Origin of the sequence: Staphylococcus arlettae (genome assembly GCF_025560845.1) — a bacterium.
Lineage (GTDB): Bacteria > Bacillota > Bacilli > Staphylococcales > Staphylococcaceae > Staphylococcus > Staphylococcus arlettae.
Genome location: NZ_CP094803.1, coordinates 1664431 through 1688481, shown reverse-complemented (window position 1 = coordinate 1688481; position 24051 = coordinate 1664431). Strand labels below are relative to the sequence as shown.

The following is a 24051-nucleotide window of genomic DNA, read 5'->3' as shown; positions in this document are numbered from 1 at the left end:
CAACTATCCTCTTTTCTTTTTATGGATCGTGCTTTTTTTATATGACATAAATCGGAAAATAACACTAATGACTATACTAACTAAAGATATAATTATCATAGTAAACCAAAATGGTGGTTTATATTTAATAATGATAGTGTCGTTATTTGAACGTACTGGTACACCAGTCATGAAGTAATTTACTTTTTGTGGAGTGACTTTTTTACCATCCACGAAAGCTGTCATTCCTTGACGATATGGAATATTAATTTGTGCCATACCGCTCTCATGTTTTCCTAAATCAACTTTTACCCCGTTGTTAATATCATGATAATGGTGCGATTGTTGTTGTTTTGTCGCTTGCTTGAGTGTATCGTAATTTTCTCCATGTAATTGAAGTAATTGGAATTGATACGTTCCATATGGACTTATATCAATTGAAATATTACCGTCACTATCTGGTTGGGTTCTGTAAAGCTGTGTGTCTACTCCAGTTTTATAAGTCGAATTGTTAAATAAACGATTATTTTGATATTGATTAAGTTGTACTGAAAAATTACTGTCAGGTAGCCCACGTTTAATTTTCATTGTCAGATAAAAATCATCGTACTGCTTTCTTATTTTTTGAGGTATATGTAGTTTTATTTGTCCGGAATTTTTAGTAACTTTGATTTTATTTTTATGCTGTTGTTGAATATTATCAGTTGTAATTGTTACATCATTCAATAAATTTTTAGGTTGTTGCTGCAAAGCTACACCTTTATGCGGTAAGACAATTCCTGTTAACATAGCATGTTCACGCGCGATTGGCGTATGCAGTTTGCGAGCGTCATAAATTTTATTACTGACACGGACAGCTGGTAAAGGTAATTGGTTTTTATAAATTTCATATTGCCCTTGATGTTCGACTTTTTTAAAATATGACGGTACATTAGATTGATGTTCCTTGCGCATTAAATATTTTACAGATAATAAACTCGCTAAATTTTGTCTACCATTCGTTGATTGATAACGGCTGACAGATTCATTAACCATATTAATTTTTAAATGATCGTAATAAAAGTCTAAAATATTATGATGAAAAATACTGGAATATAGACTTAAACCTTTAAAGTGTTGATACATAGGTGTGTTATCTTGTTCATCGACACGCCAGTCAATACGTTCATCATCGTTTTTAGTTGTTTGCATCTTATTTACAAGTTCACGCTGTTGTTGTGAATTATACATACTACTTTGTACGTAATTTTTGTTTGCCCGTTGTTGGTGGTCTGCAAAATAAATTTGGTATTTGATAAAAACAAAAGATACTAACAATAATAATATAATAATTGACAGACTATACAGAGGTGTTAGTTTTACTTTGTATTTAGGTTGTTGTAATAGCAAAATTAATAAACCTATAACACATACTATTGGTACGAAATAAACCCAAGATACAACAGTGTCAACAAGCCAAGCGCTCGTAAAAATGACGCCTATGGCAATTACTGAAGTCGTACAATAGTGCCGGATAGATAAAGTCTTAAAATATTTTACATAACTTCCAATGAGCATAGCACTACTAAATGCTAATAAATAATGCCACCGTTTCTGTGGAGCGGAAAAACCATTAAATACTTGATCGATATAAGGGATAAATGCAGCTATTATACAAAATAGAGTACATAAAGCAAATAATTTAAAATAAAAATGTTTATACAACTTAAATGCCAATAATGCTTGAATTGTAATAAAGATAACGACAATTAAGTAGTTATCATAAAATAAATTAGTGTTTTTATCTAACGGTTCAAACAAAGGGACCTCTCCGTTAAATGGGATACGACGATTATTTACAAAACTCATAACTCCATGGAAGAAGAAAAATAAGCTACAGCCTAAACCTAATAATGCAGCTATGAATAACACACTAAAATGCTTAATAGAAAGTTTAATATCATTTTTATGTCTAAAAATTAAACGTAATGCCAAATAAATAATACCAGTTAAGCATTGGTAATATGCAAAATAAAAGTTATTAATCAAAGATATGGCAACTACGATGATAAATAAACCAATTTTTTTATGTTGTAAAAACCTTTCTATTGCTAGTAAGAGCAAAGGTAATAATATAAAAATGTCACTGAAAAATGGCCAATATACAGTGAATCTAAAATATAATGGTGATAAGACAAATAAAGCTGCAACTAAAATAGCAACTTGTCTATTACGTAATATGTAGTGAGCATAGTAAAAGGTTGCGCACATTGCTAAAAATGCTTTGGCGATAGACAGCACTATGGCATTTGTCATCCAAAACATTACATCAGAAGTTGGCATATGTATAAACAGTTTGCAAATAGAGATAATAATGACATTGATAATAAATAAAATATTAGTAGAAAAATAATATGCTAAATCAGTAAAAAAATCTCCACCTAATCCGAAATCTGTGGCGTAGAACCAATTGCCTTGAGACCAATTATCATATAAAAACATTTGTATTGGAATCATTTGTTCCATACCATCATTTGGGCCAGTAAATAAAATACCATCCACCCAAAATCTATAAATAATATAGCTATGTCCTATCACTGCTAGTACAAATAATAGCATGAATATTAGTAGTTTTTGTCTCATTCTATAACTCCTGTGAATTGGATATATAAAGCGATAAAAATTCAATTAAGAAATATGTAGTTACAAATCATTTTGCACTATAACAACGTATACAGTAACTATACCCGTATTTCTTAGAAGCAACAGCGTGATTTGAAAATTTGTGATTAACATCTAAATAAAATGTTGAACATAAAGAAATGCTATCATAATTTACGTTATCATATTAAAATATGTAATGGACATAATATAAACAAAGGTAAATTCGAAATAACTAAATCTAAATATAATTTTTAAAAGTGAAAGGTGATGTTTATGGTAATACAATGGTACCCAGGACATATGGCCAAAGCCAAAAGACAAGTGACTGAGCAACTTAAAAAAGTAGACGTAGTATTTGAGTTGGTTGATGCACGTATACCATATAGTTCGCGTAATCCAATGATTGATGAAGTGATACAACAAAAACCACGTGTAATTATTTTGAATAAAAAAGATATGGCAAACTTGAAAGAACTAGAAAAGTGGCAATCTTATTTCTCAGCACAAGGTAATTTTCCTGTAACAGTTGATGCTAAGCATGGTAAAGGGTTAAAACAAGTAGAACAGGCAGCTATTCAAGCAACAGAAGATAAGTTTGCTAAAGAGCGTGAAAAAGGGTTGAAGCCACGTGCAATTAGAGCGATGATTGTAGGAATTCCGAATGTCGGCAAATCTACATTAATTAATAAATTAGCAAATCGAGCAATCGCTAAAACTGGAAATACACCAGGTGTAACGAAACAACAACAATGGATCAAAATTGGGAAGTCGTTACAATTATTAGATACACCAGGCATATTATGGCCTAAATTTGAAGACCAACTCGTTGGAAAAAAATTAAGTATAACAGGTGCGATTAAAGATAGTATTGTTCATTTAGATGAAGTTGCTATATATGGATTAGAATTTTTAAAACAACATGATTATGAAGGCTTAAAAAAACACTATAATATCGAAGTAGCGATAGATGCCGAAAACTTAGAATGGTTTGATGCTATTGGACGACGCAGAGGGCTATTACAACGTGGTAATGAAGTAGACTATGAAGCGGTTATTGAATTAATTATCAATGAAATTCGTAATGCTAAAATAGGCACTTATACTTTCGATGTTTTTAAAGAAATTGAGCGTGACTATTTTGAGTAAACAAACGATTAAAGATATCAAAAAAGAATTACAAACAATTACATCTTTAGAAAGTTTAGCGCAAAGTGAACATCAACTAGATGAACGAAAAGGTGTAAAACTAGCTATAACCCAAAGGCAGAAACAATTAGAAAAAGATGTAAGATTACGTGAACAATATGTTGAGATGACTCAGTTTGAGACTAATATAGCTAAACAACATCAGGACGCAGTGATATGTGGTATTGATGAAGTTGGCAGGGGGCCTTTAGCAGGACCAGTGGTGACGTGTGCAGTTATTTTAGATCCAACATATGACTTTATTGGAATTAATGATTCAAAGCAATTATCTGCCGATAAACGACAACAGCTACAACAAGAAATTCAAACAAACGCACTTGACTATGCCTATGGTGTCGCTTCAGTAAAAGAAATTGATACTTTGAATATATATCAAGCGACTAAACTGGCAATGCTCCGTGCAGTACAAAAGCTAACGGTAACCCCATCACACTTGCTTATTGATGCTATGGAAATTGATACAGATATTGCACAAACATCACTGATAAAAGGGGATGCGCGTAGTATCTCTATAGCAGCTGCTAGTATTTTAGCTAAGGAATATCGTGATCAATACATGAAAGATTTGGCAGAAACATATCCAGGTTATGCTTTCGAAAAAAATGTAGGTTACGGTACTCAAGCTCATTTAGATGGGATTACACGTTATGGTGTGACAGAGGTTCATCGAAAATCATTTGAACCGATAAAATCCAAGGTTAAAAACTTAGAAATTTAAAATAATTCTAAAGAAGATGGCTGAAACAGTTTACAATAGCGCTTACATTTCTTATAATTGAAATGCACTTAACCTAAGAAACAGGAGGATGGAGAATGAATATCCACGAGTATCAAGGTAAAGAAATTTTTCGTTCCATGGGCGTTGCTGTCCCAGAAGGACGCGTAGCATTTACTGCTGAAGAAGCGGTAGAAAAAGCAAAAGAATTAAGTTCAGAGGTATATGTGGTAAAAGCACAAATACACGCTGGCGGTAGAGGTAAAGCTGGTGGTGTAAAAATTGCGAAATCACTATCTGAAGTTGAAAGTTACGCTAATGAATTACTAGGTAAACAACTAGTAACTCATCAAACAGGTCCAGAAGGAAAAGAAATTAAACGCCTTTACATAGAAGAGGGCTGCGATATTCAAAAAGAATATTATGTTGGATTTGTTATCGATCGTGCGACAGATCGTGTAACACTTATGGCATCAGAAGAAGGCGGTACTGAAATTGAAGAGGTAGCTGCTAATACACCGGAAAAAATCTTTAAAGAGACTATTGATCCGGTAACAGGTTTAGCTCCTTATCAAGCTAGAAGAATCGCATTCAATATTAATATTCCAAAAGAGTCTATTAATAAAGCAGCGAAATTTTTAATTTCACTGTATAACGTATTTATTGAAAAAGATTGTTCAATTGTTGAAATTAATCCATTAGTAACTACAGGTGATGGTGATGTTTTAGCTTTAGATGCAAAAATTAATTTCGATGACAATGCGTTATTTAGACATAAAGATATCCAAGAATTACGCGATTTAGAAGAAGAAGATCCGAAAGAAATCGAGGCTTCTAAATACGATTTATCTTACATCGCATTAGATGGAGATATTGGTTGTATGGTTAATGGTGCAGGTTTAGCAATGGCAACAATGGATACTATTAATCACTTCGGCGGTAATCCGGCTAACTTCTTAGATGTAGGGGGCGGCGCTACAAAAGAAAAAGTTACTGAAGCTTTTAAAATTATTTTAGGCGATGATAATGTTCAAGGTATCTTCGTTAATATCTTCGGTGGTATTATGAAGTGTGATGTTATCGCGGAAGGTATTGTAGCTGCTGTTAAAGAAGTAGAACTAACATTACCATTGGTAGTTCGTCTAGAAGGTACAAATGTTAAAGAAGGTAAAGCAATCTTGAAAGATTCAGGACTTGCTATTGAACCTGCTGCAACTATGGCTGAAGGCGCACAAAAAATCGTTAAACTCGTTAAAGAAGCGTAAGGAAAGGATGGGAGCACTAAGATGAGCGTATTTATAGATAAAAATACAAAAGTAATCGTACAAGGTATCACAGGGTCTACTGCCCTTTTCCATACAAAACAAATGCTTGAATATGGTACACAAATTGTAGCAGGTGTAACACCTGGTAAAGGTGGACAAGTTGTTGAAGGTGTACCAGTATTTAACACAGTAGATGAAGCAAAAGAACAAACAGGTGCAAATGTATCAGTAATCTATGTACCAGCACCGTTTGCTGCGGATGCAATTTTAGAATGTATTGAAGCTGAATTAGATTTAGCAATCTGCATCACTGAGCATATTCCTGTAGTTGACATGGTTAAAGTTAACCGTTATGCAGAAGGTAAAAAGACACGTGTCGTAGGACCTAACTGCCCAGGTGTTATTACTGCTGACGAATGTAAAATTGGTATTATGCCTGGTTACATTCATAAAAAAGGTCACGTAGGTGTTGTATCTCGTTCAGGTACATTAACTTATGAAGCTGTACACCAATTAACAGAAGAAGGTATTGGTCAAACTACAGCAGTAGGTATTGGTGGCGACCCTGTCAACGGTACTAACTTCATCGATGTATTACAAGCATTTAATGAAGACGATGAAACAAAAGCAGTAGTAATGATTGGTGAAATTGGTGGTACTGCTGAAGAAGAAGCTGCAGAATGGATAAAAGCGAATATGACTAAACCAGTCGTTGGCTTCGTAGGTGGTCAAACTGCGCCTCCAGGAAAACGTATGGGCCATGCTGGTGCCATTATTTCTGGTGGTAAAGGTACTGCAGCAGAAAAAATCAAAACATTAAATGAATGTGGCGTGAAAACTGCTGATACACCATCTGAAATTGGAACAACATTAATTGAAGCTGCTAAAGAAGCAGGCATTTATGATCAATTATTAACTGTGAAACAATAATATTTAGAGTGCACAAATCCCGAAATATGTCGGGGTTTGTGCTTTTTGAGGTGCAGTAAATTCACGATGTAACACACTGTGACAACACAAGACAAACGTGTTGTCGCAGTGTGTTTTTACTTGTTAAAATTGGATGTCAATTCAGTGGAAAGTTAAATGTAATTGTAATATTAGAAAGTATAACGCCTTATCTATAATACATAGTAGAGGAGGTAACGTTATGTACCAAAAACAATATCTACGATTACTCTATAGTGGCTTAACTACCCAACAAATTTATAAATTAATAAATCAATTTCCTAATTTCTTCACAATTAATAACAGCAAACAAACCTCTGCTTTGAGAGGGTTTCTGACTACCACAAAGATCAATAACTATCATAAGCCACTGCAAAAATTTATATCGCTCGATGATAGTGATATTGCACAGCATTTATATCAATCACAAGTTAGCACAATATCCATTGATCACACTGCTTATCCCCAAATTTTAAAGGAAATAACTGATCCCCCATTTATATTATTTTATCGAGGACAGCGTGACTTGTTGCACAACATTCAAACAATCGCTATCGTCGGTTCAAGAAAAGCGAGTGCCTATACTACAAAAGTTTTGCAGAACTTATATCCTGCATTTAAAAACCATGGTTTAACTGTCGTTTCAGGTTTAGCAAAAGGTGCCGATCATATTGCACATCAGCTAGCATTAGATTATCGTATTCCTACCATTGCAGTATTAGCATTTGGACATCTCGTTCATTATCCTAAAGAAACTTTATGTACACGGAAAACGATGGAACAAATAGGGGTGGTTATTAGTGAATATCCACCATTTCAGCCAGTGCGCAAATATCACTTTGCACAACGTAATAGGCTAATTAGTGGGTTAGCAAAAGGATTGTTCATAACGGAATCAACTATTAAATCGGGGACTCAAATTACTGTAGATTGTGCTTTAGACCAAAATAGAGATGTATACGTAGCACCGGGAGATATGTTTAATGTATTAACACAAGGCAATATGTATATGGCTCAGCAGGGTGCAAAAGTTGTATTAAGTGCGAAAGATATTTTAATTTATTATATGGAAAATTGATATTTTTATTGAATTAATTGTATAAATGTACTAATGTATAGATACTTTGTAAAAATAAATGTGAAAATAGCGTAGGTTAACACTTTTTGCTTTAGGTAAATAAATAGTTGTTATTGATTTAATAATTAAAAACATTGACAAAATCAAAATACACCGTTTATTATTTATCTTTGTAAATTAGATGTAAAAAAATTGTGCAAGGGGGAACTACTTTGGCAGAAAATTTAGTCATAGTTGAATCGCCTGCAAAAGCTAAAACCATTGAAAAATATTTAGGTAAAAAATATAAAGTAATAGCATCTATGGGACATGTTCGAGATTTGCCTCGTAGTCAAATGGGCGTAGATGTGGATAATGATTATGAACCCAAATATATTACAATACGTGGGAAAGGTCCTGTTGTAAAAGAATTAAAAAAACATGCTAAAAAAGCGAAAAATGTTTATTTAGCAAGTGACCCCGACCGTGAAGGTGAAGCTATTGCTTGGCATTTAGCTAATATATTAGATTTAGAAGATTCAAATGAAAATCGAGTAGTCTTTAACGAAATTACTAAAGATGCAGTGAAAGATAGCTTTAAACATCCAAGGGGCATTGAAATGCAATTAGTGGATGCCCAACAAGCTAGAAGAATATTAGACCGTTTAGTAGGTTATAATATATCTCCAGTATTATGGAAAAAAGTTAAAAAAGGTTTGTCTGCCGGAAGAGTACAATCGGTGGCTTTACGACTTATTATTGATCGTGAAAACGAAATTAGAAACTTTAAGCCAGAAGAATATTGGAAAATTGAAGGTGAATTTAGATATAAAAAATCTAAATTTAACGCTAAATTTTTACATTTAAAAAATAAACCATATAAATTAAAAAATAAACAAGATGTTGAAACGATAACGACACAATTGGATGGCGATCAGTTTGAAGTAACGAAAGTTACGAAAAAAGAGAAAACACGTTATCCATCAAATCCTTTTACTACGTCTACTTTACAACAAGAAGCAGCGCGTAAATTAAACTTCAAAGCACGTAAAACGATGATGTTAGCGCAACAATTATATGAAGGTATTGATTTGAAAAAACAAGGTACAGTAGGTTTGATTACTTATATGCGTACGGATTCAACACGAATTTCAGATCAAGCTAAAGCAGAAGCTAAACAATATATTCAAGATACTTACGGTAATACGTACACATCAAATCGCAAAGCTAAAGGGCAAGGTGATCAAGATGCCCACGAAGCTATAAGACCGTCAAGTACATTACGTACTCCAACTGAAATGAAAGATTTCTTGACTAGAGATCAACACCGTTTATATAAATTAATTTGGGAACGCTTTGTAGCAAGTCAAATGGCACCAGCTATTCTAGATACAGTTGCTTTAGATTTAACACAAAATGATTTGAAGTTTCGTGCGAATGGACAAACAATCAAGTTTAAAGGATTTATGACACTTTACGTCGAAGCAAATGATGATGGTGACAACAAACAAGAAAATAAATTACCTAAAATAGATGAAGGTGAAATGGTTACAGCTACAAATATCGAACCATCACAACATTTCACACAACCACCACCACGTTATACTGAAGCAAGATTAGTTAAAACATTAGAAGAATTGAAAATAGGTAGACCATCTACTTATGCACCAACGATTGATACGATTCAAAAACGTAATTACGTTAAAAATGAAAGTAAACGTTTTGTACCAACAGAACTTGGTGAAATAGTTTATGAACAAGTAAAAGAATACTTCCCGGAAATTATCGATGTTGACTTTACAGCTAATATGGAAACATTGTTAGATAAAGTTGCTGAAGGCGAAATCGAATGGAAGAAAGTAATTAGAGACTTCTTTAGTAGTTTTAAACAAGATGTAGAACGTGCTGAAGAAGAGATGGAAAAAATTGAAATAAAAGATGAACCAGCAGGGGAAGATTGCGAAGTTTGTGGCTCTCCAATGGTTATAAAAATGGGGCGTTATGGTAAATTCATGGCATGTTCGAATTTCCCAGATTGTAGAAATACAAAAGCTATCATTAAACCTATTGGTGTTACTTGCCCTAAATGTAAAGAAGGCGATGTAGTAGAACGTAAATCCAAGAAAAATCGCTTGTTTTATGGTTGTTCAAAATATCCAGAGTGTGACTTTATTAGTTGGGACAAACCGGTAGGAAGAGAATGTCCTAAATGTAGTGAATACTTGGTAGAACGCAAAAAAGGTAGAAGTAGTCAGGTTGTATGTTCAAACTGTGATTATAAAGAAGAAGTACAAAAATAATTGAATAATTGCTGTTATCTAGTATAGGAAAGATGTTAATATGTATTAGGATTAACTTTTGACTATCAAAGATAACAATAAGCAACTAACGATATCAGTAATGATTTTAGTTTTATAGTTATGTTATTACTATTGGTATCGTAGTTGCTATTTTAATGTATTGGAGGATTTTATATGTCACAAACAGTCAATGTTATAGGTGCAGGTTTAGCCGGCTCAGAAGCAGCATTTCAACTTGCTGAAAGAGGCATCAAAGTAAATTTAGTCGAGATGAGACCAGTTAAACAGACACCTGCACATCATACAGATAAGTTTGCAGAACTTGTTTGTTCTAATTCTTTACGTGGCAATGCATTAACAAATGCAGTAGGTGTATTAAAAGAAGAGATGAGACAACTTAACTCTTTAATTATCGAAGCTGCAGATAAAGCACGTGTGCCAGCTGGCGGAGCATTGGCAGTAGATCGTCATGATTTTGCTGGTTATATCACTGAAACTTTAAAAAATCATCCTAATGTTACGGTAATAAATGAAGAAATAAATAGTATTCCTGAAGGTTATACAATTATTGCAACGGGACCACTAACAACAGATAAACTAGCAGCTGAAATCGTGGAAGCGACTGGTAAAGATCAATTGTATTTTTACGATGCTGCTGCCCCAATCGTTGAAAAAGATTCAATTGATATGGACAAAGTATATTTAAAATCACGTTATGATAAAGGTGAAGCTGCATATTTAAACTGTCCGATGACCGAAGAAGAATTCAATCGATTTTACGATGCATTATTAGCAGCTGAAGTTGCACCAACAAATGAGTTTGAAAAAGAGAAATATTTTGAAGGCTGTATGCCATTTGAAGTAATGGCAGAGCGAGGACGCAAAACTTTACTTTTTGGACCGATGAAACCTGTTGGTTTAGAAGATCCTAAAACAGGTGAAAGACCATATGCAGTGGTACAGTTACGTCAAGATGATGCCGCTGGTACTTTATATAATATTGTTGGTTTCCAAACTCATTTAAAATGGGGCGCTCAAAAAGAGGTAATCCGTTTAATACCTGGCTTAGAAAATGTTGATATTGTACGTTATGGTGTGATGCATAGAAATACATTTATCAATTCACCGGATGTATTGTCGGAAACATATGCATTAAAAGGTAGAGACGGATTATACTTCGCAGGTCAAATGACAGGTGTAGAAGGTTATGTTGAAAGTGCAGCTAGTGGTTTATTAGCTGGTATAAATGTTGCGCACAAATTGCAAGATAAAGCTGAAGTTATTTTTCCACGAGAAACAATGATTGGTAGTATGGCTTATTATATTTCGCATGCGAAAAATGAAAAAAACTTCCAACCTATGAATGCGAACTTTGGATTATTGCCTGCCTTAGAAAATCGTATTAAAGATAAGAAAGAACGTTATGAAACATTAGCTCATCGTGCATTATCTTATTTAGAACACTACAAACAAACATTATAACTGTATACAGTGTTCGGAAAATTATGAATATTAGACACAATTTAATAGTTATTTTTAGCAGTCCCCTCCAACAATATGCTACAATGCTACATGATGGAGGGGTTTTTATTGGAAACAAATCAAGAAGCGTATCTTTATATGTTAAAAGTAGAACGTCAATTTTCCGAACATACACTAAAGTCATATTATGACGATATTGTGCAATTCAATTCATTTTTAGAGCAAGAATATTTGAATTTAAATACGTTTGAATATAAAGACGCAAGAAACTTTTTAAGTTTTTTATATTCAAAAAACTTGAAAAGAACTACAGTTTCGCGTAAAATTTCAACGCTGAGAAGTTTTTATGAATACTGGATGACACAAGATGAGACAGTTGTGAATCCATTTGTTCAGCTTGTACACCCTAAAAAAGAACAATATTTACCCCACTTTTTTTATGAAGAAGAAATGGAAGCATTATTTCAAACCGTTTCGACTGATGTTAAAAAAGGTATGAGAGACAGGGTGATATTAGAATTACTATATGCCACAGGTATTCGTGTATCAGAATTGGTAAATATTAAAATACAAGACTTAGATATGCAGACACCAGGAGTTAAGGTGTTAGGAAAAGGTCATAAAGAACGATTTGTACCTTTTGGTGAGTTTTGTAGACAAAGTATTGAAGTTTACTTGCAGGAATTTAAACCTAAACTAAATAGTAATCATGACTTTTTATTAGTTAATATGAATGGGGCACCTATTACTGAGCGTGGTGTACGTTATGTATTAAATGATGTGGTAAAAAGAACGGCAGGAGTTACAGAAATACATCCCCACAAATTACGTCATACATTCGCGACGCATATGCTTAATCAAGGTGCTGATTTGAGAACTGTACAATCGTTATTAGGACATGTAAACTTGTCAACGACGGGACGATATACTCACGTATCTAATGAGCAATTAAAGAAAGTATATTTAAATGCACATCCACGTGCAAAAAAGGAGAGTTAACAATGAGCACTTCATTACATGCAACAACAATTTATGCTGTGCAACACAATGGTCATTCTGCTATGGCCGGAGATGGACAAGTGACTTTGGGAGAACAAGTAATTATGAAGCAAACTGCTAGAAAAGTAAGAAGATTATACGATGGTAAAGTTCTTGCTGGTTTTGCTGGTAGTGTGGCAGATGCTTTTACATTATTTGAAAAATTTGAGACTAAACTCCAACAATTTAGTGGTAATTTAGAACGTGCTGCTGTGGAATTAGCTCAAGAGTGGCGTGGAGATAAACAATTGAGACAATTAGAAGCTATGTTAATCGTCATGGATAAAACTTCTATTCTTGTTGTGAGTGGTACTGGTGAAGTTATTGCTCCAGATGACGATTTAATCGCAATTGGCTCAGGTGGGAATTATGCTTTGAGTGCGGGAAGAGCTTTAAAACGCCATGCAACTCATATGTCAGCTAAGGAAATGGCCTATGAAAGTCTAAAAGTTGCATCTGACATTTGTGTATTTACGAATGACCAAATTATAGTAGAAGAATTATAGTCATAGTTGTTTAACGTAAAAAAAATCAGAATTACATGAAATTTGAAATTAATTCTAAAGTAATTCGTTGTTATAACATCAATTTTTGTGTTTAGAAGATGGAGGGAATCATTACTATGGATGATAATGGAATTAAATTAACGCCGAAAGATATAGTATCAAAATTAGATGAATATATTGTCGGTCAACATGATGCCAAACGAAAAGTAGCCATAGCATTGCGCAATCGTTATAGAAGGAGCTTGCTTTCAGACGAGGAAAAACAAGAAATTGCACCTAAAAATATTTTAATGATTGGACCAACAGGTGTTGGGAAAACAGAAATTGCCCGTCGAATGGCTAAAATTGTAGGCGCACCTTTTATTAAAATTGAAGCAACAAAATTCACAGAAGTAGGTTATGTTGGTCGTGATGTTGAAAGTATGGTTAGAGATTTAGTTGATGTTGCTATTCGTTTAGTTAAAGAACAAAAGAAATTATTAGTTAAAGACGAAGCTGAACAAAAAGCTAATGATAAACTAGTGAAACTGCTTGTTCCGAGTATGAAGAAGAAAGCAAGTCAAACATCTAATCCGTTAGAATCACTATTTGGTGGTGCCATGTCAAACTTTGGTCAAAATAACGAAGAAGAAGAGGAACCACCTACAGAAGAAATTAAAACTAAAAGATCTGAAATTAAAAGTGAACTGTTGAAAGGTAAACTTGAAGAAGAAAAAGTTAGAATTAAAGTTGAACAAGATCCAGGTGCCATGGGTATGCTTGGTACTAACCAAAATCAGCAAATGCAAGATATGATGAATCAACTTATGCCTAAGAAAAAAGTAGAACGAGAAGTTCCGGTTAAAACAGCACGTAAAATTCTTGCAGATGAATTTGCAGATGAGCTCATTGACCAAGAAACTGCGAATCAAGAAGCGATTAATTTAGCAGAACAAATGGGTATCATTTTTATTGATGAAATCGATAAAGTGGCAACAAGTAACCAAAATTCTGGTCAAGATGTTTCACGTCAAGGTGTACAACGCGATATTTTACCGATTGTTGAGGGTGGCATGGTTCAAACTAAATATGGTACTGTAAGCACGGAGCATATGCTGTTTATAGGTGCCGGAGCCTTTCACGTATCTAAACCAAGTGATTTAATTCCTGAATTACAAGGTAGATTTCCAATTCGTGTTGAATTAGAGAGTTTATCAGTATCTGACTTTGTGAGCATATTAACTGAGCCTAAGTTATCACTTATCAAACAGTATGAAGCATTATTACAAACAGAAGATGTGACAGTGAATTTCACAACAGATGCAGTTCAACGATTAGCGGAAATTGCTTATCAAGTAAATCAAGATACAGATAATATTGGAGCTAGACGTTTACACACTATCTTAGAAAAAATGTTAGAAGATTTATCGTATGAAGCACCAAATATGCCAAACGCTGTTGTAGATATTACACCACAATATGTAGACGATAAATTAAAATCTATTTCAACTAATAAAGATTTAAGTGCATTTATTTTATAATTCAAATTAAAAAGGAGCAGCAATAATGAGTCTATTATCAAAAACAAGAGAGCTTAATACACTTTTACAAAAGCATAAAGGTATTGCAGTTGATTTTAAGGATATGGCGCAAATAATTAGTAGCGTTACAGTGACAAATGTATTTATCGTATCTAGAAAAGGGAAAATATTAGGATCAAGTTTAAATGAACTATTAAAAAACGAACGTATTATTCAAATGCTTGAAAATCGTCACATCCCTACAGAGTATACAGACAAATTAATGGATGTAAAAGAAACTCAATCTAATATCGATATTGCTAACGTATTAACAGTATTCCCACCAGAAAACCAAGAGTTATTTGCACAAAGTAAAACAACTATTTTCCCAATCTTAGGTGGGGGAGAACGTTTAGGTACACTTGTACTTGGACGTGTACAAGATGACTTCTCAGAAAATGATTTAGTCTTAGGTGAATATGCAGCGACAGTAATCGGTATGGAAATTCTACGTGAAAAACATAACGAAGTAGAACAAGAAGCTAGAGACAAAGCTGCAATTAATATGGCGATAAATTCTTTATCTTACTCAGAGAGTGAAGCTATCGATCATATCTTTGAAGAGCTTGGAGGCAAAGAAGGATTATTAATCGCTTCTAAAGTAGCTGATCGTGTAGGTATTACTAGATCAGTAATTGTAAATGCGTTAAGAAAACTTGAAAGTGCCGGAGTTATAGAGTCTCGTTCTTTAGGAATGAAAGGGACATTTATCAAAGTTAAGAAAGAAAAGTTCTTAGATGAACTATCGCGCTTTAAATAATTAAGACTAAAAACGACGTAATATTTTACAATGCGTCGTTTTTAATTTGAAAATCTTTAATATTATTTTATTGCTTTATATATTTTCTTATGATATATTTAATAACGGCTAAAGAGCCAATACGCACATAAACAGTAGAAGTATAAAGGGTGCGCTGTTAATACGTCGTGTTTATACGAGCTGTTTATGGAGGTAAAAACCAATAGGAGGATTTTAATTATGGCAGTAATTTCAATGAAACAATTACTAGAAGCAGGTGTTCATTTCGGTCATCAAACACGCCGTTGGAACCCTAAAATGAAAAGATACATTTTCACTGAAAGAAATGGTATCTACATTATCGATTTACAAAAAACAGTGAAAAAAGTTGAAGAAGCTTATAACTTCATCAAGCAAATCTCTGAAGATGGTGGACGTGTACTATTTGTTGGTACTAAAAAACAAGCACAAGAATCAGTTAAAGCTGAAGCAGAACGTGCTGGTCAATTTTACGTAAACCAAAGATGGTTAGGTGGTATTTTAACTAACTATAAAACAATTTCTAAACGTATCAAACGTATTTCTGAAATTGAAAAAATGGAAGAAGATGGCTTGTTCGAAGTATTACCTAAAAAAGAAGTAGTAGAACTTAAAAAAGAATATGACCGCTTAAACAAATTCTTAGGTGGTATTCGTGATATGAAATCTATGCCTCAAGCATTATTTGTTGTTGACCCTCGTAAAGAGCGTAACGCAATTGCTGAAGCACGTAAACTTAACATCCCAATCGTAGGTATCGTGGATACAAACTGTGATCCTGACGAAATCGATTACGTTATCCCAGCAAACGATGATGCTATCCGTGCCGTTAAATTATTAACTGGTAAAATGGCAGATGCAGTCTTAGAAGGTCAACAAGGTGTATCTAATGAAGAAGTAGCAGCTGAACAAAATATTGATTTAGAAGAATCAAAAAAAGAAGCTACTGAATCAGCATCAACTGAAGAAGACACTTCTGTTGAATCAAACTAAGAATAATGTAAAATGGGTGATAAGATAATGAAGCTTATCACCTTTTTTTAAAAATAAATATTATAATTCATGAAATAATGGAGGAATTCGAAATGGCAATTTCAGCTAAACTTGTTAAAGAATTACGTGAAAAAACTGGCGCTGGTATGATGGACTGTAAAAAAGCGTTAACTGAAACTGATGGAGATATTGATAAAGCAATTGATTACTTACGTGAAAAAGGTATCTCTAAAGCAGCTAAAAAAGCTGATCGTATCGCAGCAGAAGGCTTAGTACATGTAGAAGTTAAAGGAAACGATGCAGCAATCGTTGAAATTAACTCAGAAACTGACTTTGTTGCTCGTAACGAAGGTTTCCAAGCATTAGTTAAAGAAGTTGCTACACAAGTACTTGAAACAAAAGTTGATTCTGTAGAAGCTTTACTTGAAACTAAATTAGCTGATGGTAAATCAGTAGATGAGCGCATGAAAGAATCAATTGCTACAATTGGAGAAAAATTAAGCATTCGTCGTTTCGCAATGAAAACTAAAACTGATAACGATGCTTTCGGTAGTTACAAACATATGGGCGGACGTATTGGTGTGCTTACAGTTGTTGAAGGTACAACAGACGAAGAAGCTGCTAAAGATGTTGCTATGCATATCGCAGCTATTAACCCTAAATATGTTTCATCTGAACAAGTTAATGAAGATGAAATTGCTCACGAAAGAGATGTATTAAAACAACAAGCATTAAATGAAGGTAAACCAGAAAATATCGTTGAAAAAATGGTAGAAGGTCGTTTACGTAAATATTTACAAGAAATTTGTGCTGTAGACCAAAACTTCGTAAAAGATCCAGATCAAACAGTTGAAGCTTACTTAAAATCTAAAGGTGGAAAACTTGTTGACTTCGTACGTTATGAAGTAGGCGAAGGTATGGAAAAACGTGAAGAAAACTTTGCTGATGAAGTTAAAGGGCAAATGAAATAATCTTTCATAATGTTGAACAAGAAAGAAGACACCTTTTGTGCCTCCGTATAAAAGACAACCTTTTGTATTGGAAGACCTATTGTGTCTTCTTTACTTGTATCAATTACATATCATTACAATAGAGAGGATAAGACAATGGCTGAAACTTCAAAATACAAACGTGTTGTTTTAAAATTAAGTGGAGAAGCACTTGCAGGTGATAAGGGTAGTGGTATTAACCCTATGATAATTAAAAGTGTTGCGAGTCAAGTTGCTGAAGTTGCAAAGATGGATTGTGAAATCGCTGTAATTGTAGGTGGAGGTAATATTTGGAGAGGTAAAACAGGTGCCGATTTAGGAATGGACCGTGGTACGGCTGATTATATGGGTATGTTAGCTACAGTAATGAATGCATTAGCATTACAAGATAGTTTAGAACAACTAGAGTGTGATACTCGAGTACTTACATCTATCGAAATGAAACAAGTAGCAGAACCATATATTCGTAGACGTGCGATTAGACACCTAGAGAAAAAGAGAGTAGTCATTTTTGCTGCTGGTATTGGTAATCCATATTTCTCTACAGATACAACAGCGGCATTGCGTGCAGCTGAAGTAGAAGCTGATGTAATTTTAATGGGTAAAAATAATGTTGATGGTGTTTATTCTGCAGATCCGAAAATCGACAAAGATGCGATTAAATACGAACATTTAACACATATCCAAATGTTACAAGAAGGGTTACAAGTAATGGATTCAACTGCTTCTTCTTTCTGTATGGATAATAATATTCCATTAAATGTCTTCTCAATTATGGAAGAAGGAAACATTAAACGTGCTGTAATGGGCGAGAAAATAGGAACATTAATTACAAAATAATTTGAGGTGTAAAAAATGAGTGACATAATTAACGACACTAAAAGTAAGATGACAAAGACTATAGACAGTTTTTCTAGAGAATTAGCTAACATTAGTGCAGGTAGAGCCAACTCAAATCTACTAAATGGTGTAACTGTAGATTATTACGGAGCGCCAACACCAGTTCAACAATTAGCGAGTATCAATGTACCAGAAGCACGTTTATTAGTTATTTCACCTTATGATAAATCATCAGTTGCAGATGTAGAAAAAGCAATCATCGCTGCTAATTTAGGTGTAAATCCTTCAAGTGATGGTGAAGTAATCCGAATTTCAGTTCCAGCTTTAACTGAAGAACGACGTAAAGAGTTAGTTAAAGAAGTTAAAAAAATCGCTGAAAATGCGAAAGTTGCTATTCGTAACGTGCGTCGTGACTCAAACGACTTCTTGAAAAAACAAGAAAAAGATGGCGATATCACTGAAGATGATTTAAGATCACAAACAGATGATGTTCAAAAATTAACTGATGATTCTATTAAAGAAGTTGACAGACTGTTAGAAGAAAAAGAAAACGATATTATGTCAGTATAATCATGGTTATTACTGTACCGATGACGATTTGTTCATGCATAAGTTAGTATACGTATTTGAAACTAGCATGTGTAATAATGCTTTCATACAAGTGTAGAGAGTATTATGTTATATATGGACTGTATCAAATCAGACTTTGGTACAGTTTTTTATTTGTTTATGCAACGTACTTATTTATTATGATAAAATGGTAGATAATTGTATAAATAAGCTATTATAATATACAGAGATGACCATGCTCGGAGGAAATACCATGTTTAAAAATCTTAAAAATAAGAAGAAATCACAGTCAATTCAAGAACATAGTGATTCAGACTTACATAATATACCAGAACATATTGCGATTATTATGGATGGTAATGGTCGTTGGGCAAAAAAACGAAAATTACCACGTATTAAAGGCCACTATGAGGGCATGCAAACAGTAAAGAAAATTACTAAAGCCGCAAGTGATATGGGAATTAAGTATTTAACACTTTATGCGTTTTCGACAGAGAATTGGTCAAGACCTGAAAGTGAAGTTAATTATATTATGAATTTGCCTGTAAACTTTTTGAAAACATTTTTGCCTGAATTAATCGAAAACAATGTTAAAGTAGAAACAATTGGATTCATCGATAATTTACCTTCTTCAACATTAAAAGCCATTGATAAGGCGAAAGAAGATACGAAAAATAATACGGGCATGAAATTAATTTTTGCAATTAATTATGGCGGACGCGCGGAAATTGTGCATAGTGTGAAATCACTATACGAACAGTTGTCAAAAGAACAAGCATGTGCTGAAGACATTACTGAAGCATTAATTTCAGAACATTTATTTACTAATAAGTATCCAGATCCTGACTTATTAATTAGAACATCTGGAGAACAACGTATTAGTAATTTTTTAATTTGGCAAGTGTCATATAGTGAATTTATATTTAATGAGAAACTGTGGCCAGATTTTGATAAAAATGAATTAGAAAATTGTATAAAAATTTATCAGTCACGCCAGAGACGTTTTGGTGGGCTATAAAAGATAGGAGAATAGTATGAAAGTTAGAACTTTAACTGCGATAGTTGCCCTTATTGTCTTTCTACCTATACTACTAAAGGGTGGATTCATACTGATGTTGTTTTCGTATTTGCTTGCTTTTATTGGATTAAAAGAATTGTTGAATATGAATATGATTAAGTTTTTATCAGTTCCTGGTATCATATGTGCACTAGGTATATTAATTATTATGTTGCCGCAAGATGCTGGCACGTGGGTCAATGACTTTCAATTAAAATCTTTAATTGCGATTAGTTTTATACTTTTAAGTTATACAGTATTATCTAAAAACAGATTCAGCTTTATGGATGCAGCTTTCTGTTTGATGTCAGTGGCATACGTAGGAATAGGTTTTATGTATTTGTATGAAACTCGCTCTGAAGGATTACACTTCATATTGTTTGCATTTTTAGTTGTGTGGTTAACTGATACTGGTGCATATATTTTTGGACGCTTAATGGGCAAGCATAAATTATGGCCTGTAATTAGCCCTAACAAAACGATAGAAGGATTTATTGGTGGATTATTCTGTAGTTTATTGGTGCCATTAATAATGATTTTATTTGTGGATTTTCAAACTGTAACATGGTTATTACTGATAATCACAATTATCTTAAGTGCATTTGGACAATTAGGTGATTTAGTAGAATCAGGATTCAAACGCCACTTTGGTGTAAAAGATTCTGGTAGATTGTTACCAGGACATGGTGGGATATTAGATCGTTTTGATAGCTTTATGTTTGTATTACCACTCGTTAACATTTTATTGATACAAGTGTAGGAGTTAATGAAATAGTTCAAGTTAAATGATCTGCACTCGTATGGAAATAAAATTGAATAATGTTTATAAAGTTGTAGCGAAGGAGTTAATGAGGTAAAATAACTAACAGTCATTGTAAAGTTATTTTATTTCTTAACTCCTTTTAACAAGGTGAAATTTAATAGTCACTGATTCATAGTAAAGTACTTTTATGTTAGTGTGAAAATTGCTTAACTAATGAAGTGTTATAATAATATTCATGTGTATAACATGATACAATTACTGTTCAACTTGAATGATTTAGACAGGTTGTAACACACATTTAAACATAATCTTAAATAAAAATACGAGGTGTAGTTAATTTGAGTTTCTTAGTAACGATATTTGCATTTATTGTCGTTTTTGGTGTACTCGTATCTGTTCATGAGTATGGACATATGTTTTTCGCTAAAAGAGCGGGTATTATGTGTCCTGAATTTGCCATAGGTATGGGGCCGAAAATTTTTAGTTTTAGAAAAAATGAAACATTATATACGATTAGATTATTGCCGGTTGGTGGTTATGTTCGTATGGCTGGAGATGGTTTAGAAGAACCGCCAGTCCAACCTGGTATGCATGTTAAAATAAAAACAAATGAGCAAGATGAAATTACGCACATTATTTTAGATGACCAACACAAGTTTCAACAAATCGAAGCGTTAGAAGTAAAACAGTGCGATTTTAAAGCTGGCATGTTTATTGAAGGTGTCACTGCACATGATCAAGAACGTCATCATTTTAATATTGCGAAAAAAGCTTATTTTGTGGAACATGGAAGTTTAATTCAAATTGCGCCACGTAATCGTCAATTCACATATAAAAAGCCATATCAAAAATTCCTTACACTATTTGCTGGGCCACTTTTCAATTTCTTGCTTACTTTAGCATTGTTTATTGGACTTGCCTATTATCAAGGAACACCAACCAATACAGTAGATAATGTACAAGGGAATTCACCAGCCGATAAAGCTGGCTTGCAAAGTGACGATACAATTGTAAAGATTGGTAGTCATAATATAGATGATAAAAGTGATATAGATGAGGCATTGCAAGACAATAAAGACAAAACAACACAACTTACCATTAAACGAGATGGTAAAACCGAAAATTTAAATATAAAACCAAAGAAAATAGAACAGAAATTAACAAAAACTAAAACAGAAACACGATATATTTTAGGTTTTGAATCTCAAACAGAACATACAATATTTAAGCCGATACTGTCAGGAATTACACAATCTGTAGAAGCTGGTAAATTGATATTTACTGCGATTGTAAGTATGATAGCAAGTATTTTTACAGGTAATTTCTCATTCGACATGTTAAATGGTCCGGTAGGTATTTATCACTCGGTAGATTCAGTGGTGAAAACTGGTATTATTAATTTAATTTCATGGACTGCATTATTAAGTGTTAACTTAGGTTTAATGAACTTGTTACCAATTCCGGCGTTAGATGGTGGCCGAATTTTATTTGTTATTTATGAAGCTATTTTTAGAAAACCTGTAAATAAAAAAGCTGAAACAACGATCGTAGCTATTGGCGCAGTCTTTGTTTTAATAATTATGGTATTAGTAACGTGGAATGATATACAACGTTATTTCTTATAAGATTAGGAGGAGCAATTAAATGAAACAATCTAAAGTTTTTATACCAACAATGAAAGAAGTACCTGCTGGTGCGGATGCATTAAGCCATCGTTTATTGTTGAAAGCTGGACTAATAAAACAAAGCACAAGTGGTATTTATAGCTATTTACCATTAGCGGCACGCGTATTAAATAATATTGAAACAATTGTGCGTGAGGAAATGGAAGCTATCGATGCAGTTGAAATTTTAATGCCAGCATTACAACAAGCGGAATTATGGGAAGAATCAGGTCGTTGGGGTTCTTACGGTCCAGAATTGATGCGTTTAACAGACCGTCATGGTAGAGAATTTGCCTTAGGACCTACGCATGAAGAAGTCGTAACATCGATTGTGCGAGATGAACTGAAATCTTATAAGCAATTACCATTAACATTATTCCAAATTCAATCTAAATTTAGAGATGAAAAGAGACCGAGATTTGGGTTATTACGTGGCCGTGAATTTATTATGAAAGATGCTTATTCATTCCATGCAGATGAAGCATCACTAGAAACAACATATCAGGATATGTCACAAGCATATACAAATATATTCCGTCGAGTAGGCTTAAACGTCCGTCCAGTAGTAGCTGATTCTGGTGCTATCGGTGGTAGCCATACACATGAATTTATGGCGTTGAGTGATATTGGAGAGGATACGATTGTTTACAGTGAAACAACAGACTATGCTGCCAACATTGAAAAAGCAGAAGTAGCTTATGTGCCGAATGTTAAACACGATGATGTTAAAGAGTTAACAAAAATCGAGACACCTAATGTCCACACTGCTCAAGAGTTAGCTGATTTCTTAAATAAACCATTAGATGAAATTACAAAATCAATGATTTTCAAAGTTGATGGTGAATTTATCATGGTATTAGTAAGAGGGCATCACGAAATAAATGATGTGAAACTAAAAGCTTACTTTGAAACAGATCACATTGACTTAGCGACACAAGCTGAAATTGTAAATTTACTTGGTGCTAATCCTGGTTCATTAGGTCCGATTTTTGAAAAAGATATTAAAATTTATGCAGATAACGCATTACAAGATTTAAATAATATTGTAGTCGGTGCCAATGAAGATGGTTACCATTTACTAAACGCTAATGTCGATAGAGATTTCACTGTAGAAAATTATGGGGACTTCAGATTTATTCTTGAAGGTGAATCATTAGCAAACGATGCTGGTATTGCAAAATTTGCAGAAGGCATTGAAGTAGGACAAGTGTTTAAATTGGGTACAAAATATTCTGAAGCAATGAATGCAACATTTTTAGATAACCAAGGCAGAGCACAAACATTATTAATGGGTTGTTACGGTATTGGAGTGTCTCGTACGTTGAGTGCAGCTGTTGAGCAAAATAATGATGATAGTGGTATTATCTGGCCAAAAGCAATAGCACCTTTTGATATACACGTCATAACATTGAATCCGAAAAAAGATGAACAACGTGAATTGGGTGACCAATTGTATGATGACTTACGTCAATCTTTTGATGTGTTATATGATGATCGTAAAGAACGTGCGGGTGTTAAATTTAATGATGCTGATTTAATTGGACTTCCAGTTAGAGTAGTCGTTGGTAAAAATGCGGCAGAAGGTATTGTCGAAGTAAAACGTCGTGACACTGGCGAAAGTGAAGATGTAGCTGTGTCTGAATTGGTAGATTATGTTACAGCATTGTATGCTCAAGTAAAATAAAACAGAAGCAAAACA

At 33.6% G+C, this 24051-nt stretch carries 20 protein-coding genes; 19 read left to right on the top strand and 1 reads right to left on the bottom strand.

The window, feature by feature from the left end:
* Nucleotides 1-3: 3 nt before the first annotated feature.
* Entirely contained in the window at nucleotides 4-2601 is a 2598-nt protein-coding gene (locus tag MUA37_RS08265) for a YfhO family protein (RefSeq protein WP_262624490.1), read from the bottom strand.
* Nucleotides 2602-2895: 294 nt separating this feature from the next.
* Here MUA37_RS08265 and ylqF point away from each other — a divergent pair, with 294 nt between their 5' ends.
* The 19 genes from ylqF to MUA37_RS08170 all read left to right on the top strand — a co-directional run bounded on the left by ylqF (nucleotide 2896) and on the right by MUA37_RS08170 (nucleotide 24036).
* Nucleotides 2896-3768, top strand: coding sequence for a ribosome biogenesis GTPase YlqF (gene ylqF / locus MUA37_RS08260; protein ID WP_103387952.1), 873 nt, complete (start codon nucleotides 2896-2898; stop codon nucleotides 3766-3768).
* On the top strand, nucleotides 3761-4546 hold the full coding sequence (locus tag MUA37_RS08255; protein WP_002510973.1) for a ribonuclease HII: 786 nt from the start codon (nucleotides 3761-3763) through the stop codon (nucleotides 4544-4546). Before ylqF ends, MUA37_RS08255 begins: the two co-directional genes overlap by 8 nt.
* Nucleotides 4547-4641: 95 nt before the next feature.
* Nucleotides 4642-5808 (top strand): ADP-forming succinate--CoA ligase subunit beta, encoded by a 1167-nt coding sequence (gene sucC / locus MUA37_RS08250; protein WP_002510974.1) that lies wholly within the window; start codon nucleotides 4642-4644, stop codon nucleotides 5806-5808.
* A 21-nt stretch (nucleotides 5809-5829) separates the two neighbouring features.
* Nucleotides 5830-6738, top strand: a complete 909-nt coding sequence (sucD, locus tag MUA37_RS08245; protein WP_002510975.1) for a succinate--CoA ligase subunit alpha — start codon at nucleotides 5830-5832, stop codon at nucleotides 6736-6738.
* A 220-nt stretch (nucleotides 6739-6958) separates the two neighbouring features.
* The gene (gene dprA / locus MUA37_RS08240) at nucleotides 6959-7834 is read left to right on the top strand and encodes a DNA-processing protein DprA (RefSeq protein WP_262624489.1); all 876 of its coding nucleotides are present in this window, start codon (nucleotides 6959-6961) and stop codon (nucleotides 7832-7834) included.
* A gap of 212 nt (nucleotides 7835-8046) precedes the next feature.
* Nucleotides 8047-10113 (top strand): type I DNA topoisomerase, encoded by a 2067-nt coding sequence (gene topA / locus MUA37_RS08235; RefSeq protein ID WP_262624488.1) that lies wholly within the window; start codon nucleotides 8047-8049, stop codon nucleotides 10111-10113.
* A 174-nt stretch (nucleotides 10114-10287) separates the two neighbouring features.
* Nucleotides 10288-11595, top strand: a complete 1308-nt coding sequence (trmFO, locus tag MUA37_RS08230) for an FADH(2)-oxidizing methylenetetrahydrofolate--tRNA-(uracil(54)-C(5))-methyltransferase TrmFO (protein WP_002510977.1) — start codon at nucleotides 10288-10290, stop codon at nucleotides 11593-11595.
* Between the two features lie 93 nt (nucleotides 11596-11688).
* Nucleotides 11689-12594 carry a tyrosine recombinase XerC gene (gene xerC, locus MUA37_RS08225; protein WP_394371097.1) on the top strand — a complete coding sequence of 302 codons (906 nt, stop codon included), beginning with the start codon at nucleotides 11689-11691 and terminating at the stop codon, nucleotides 12592-12594.
* A gap of 2 nt (nucleotides 12595-12596) precedes the next feature.
* Nucleotides 12597-13139, top strand: coding sequence for an ATP-dependent protease subunit HslV (gene hslV / locus MUA37_RS08220; protein ID WP_002510979.1), 543 nt, complete (start codon nucleotides 12597-12599; stop codon nucleotides 13137-13139).
* A 116-nt stretch (nucleotides 13140-13255) separates the two neighbouring features.
* Nucleotides 13256-14659 carry an ATP-dependent protease ATPase subunit HslU gene (gene hslU, locus MUA37_RS08215; RefSeq protein ID WP_262624486.1) on the top strand — a complete coding sequence of 468 codons (1404 nt, stop codon included), beginning with the start codon at nucleotides 13256-13258 and terminating at the stop codon, nucleotides 14657-14659.
* Between the two features lie 25 nt (nucleotides 14660-14684).
* Complete coding sequence (gene codY, locus MUA37_RS08210; protein WP_262624485.1) at nucleotides 14685-15458, top strand: GTP-sensing pleiotropic transcriptional regulator CodY; 774 nt, start codon at nucleotides 14685-14687, stop codon at nucleotides 15456-15458.
* Between the two features lie 219 nt (nucleotides 15459-15677).
* Complete coding sequence (rpsB, locus tag MUA37_RS08205) at nucleotides 15678-16469, top strand: 30S ribosomal protein S2 (protein ID WP_037580333.1); 792 nt, start codon at nucleotides 15678-15680, stop codon at nucleotides 16467-16469.
* Nucleotides 16470-16561: 92 nt separating this feature from the next.
* A complete protein-coding gene (gene tsf, locus MUA37_RS08200) occupies nucleotides 16562-17440 on the top strand; it encodes a translation elongation factor Ts (protein ID WP_002510982.1) in 879 nt (292 codons plus the stop codon).
* 135 nt (nucleotides 17441-17575) lie between these two features.
* A complete protein-coding gene (pyrH, locus tag MUA37_RS08195) occupies nucleotides 17576-18298 on the top strand; it encodes a UMP kinase (RefSeq protein WP_002510983.1) in 723 nt (240 codons plus the stop codon).
* Between the two features lie 15 nt (nucleotides 18299-18313).
* Nucleotides 18314-18868: a ribosome recycling factor gene (gene frr, locus MUA37_RS08190; RefSeq protein ID WP_002510984.1), complete on the top strand. Its 555-nt coding sequence runs from the start codon at nucleotides 18314-18316 to the stop codon at nucleotides 18866-18868.
* A gap of 253 nt (nucleotides 18869-19121) precedes the next feature.
* Complete coding sequence (locus MUA37_RS08185) at nucleotides 19122-19886, top strand: undecaprenyl pyrophosphate synthase (RefSeq protein WP_002510985.1); 765 nt, start codon at nucleotides 19122-19124, stop codon at nucleotides 19884-19886.
* 16 nt (nucleotides 19887-19902) lie between these two features.
* A complete protein-coding gene (locus MUA37_RS08180) occupies nucleotides 19903-20685 on the top strand; it encodes a phosphatidate cytidylyltransferase (RefSeq protein ID WP_031266489.1) in 783 nt (260 codons plus the stop codon).
* A gap of 341 nt (nucleotides 20686-21026) precedes the next feature.
* Entirely contained in the window at nucleotides 21027-22313 is a 1287-nt protein-coding gene (rseP, locus tag MUA37_RS08175; RefSeq protein WP_002510987.1) for an RIP metalloprotease RseP, read from the top strand.
* A gap of 19 nt (nucleotides 22314-22332) precedes the next feature.
* Nucleotides 22333-24036: a proline--tRNA ligase gene (locus tag MUA37_RS08170; protein ID WP_262624484.1), complete on the top strand. Its 1704-nt coding sequence runs from the start codon at nucleotides 22333-22335 to the stop codon at nucleotides 24034-24036.
* Nucleotides 24037-24051 lie beyond the last annotated feature (15 nt).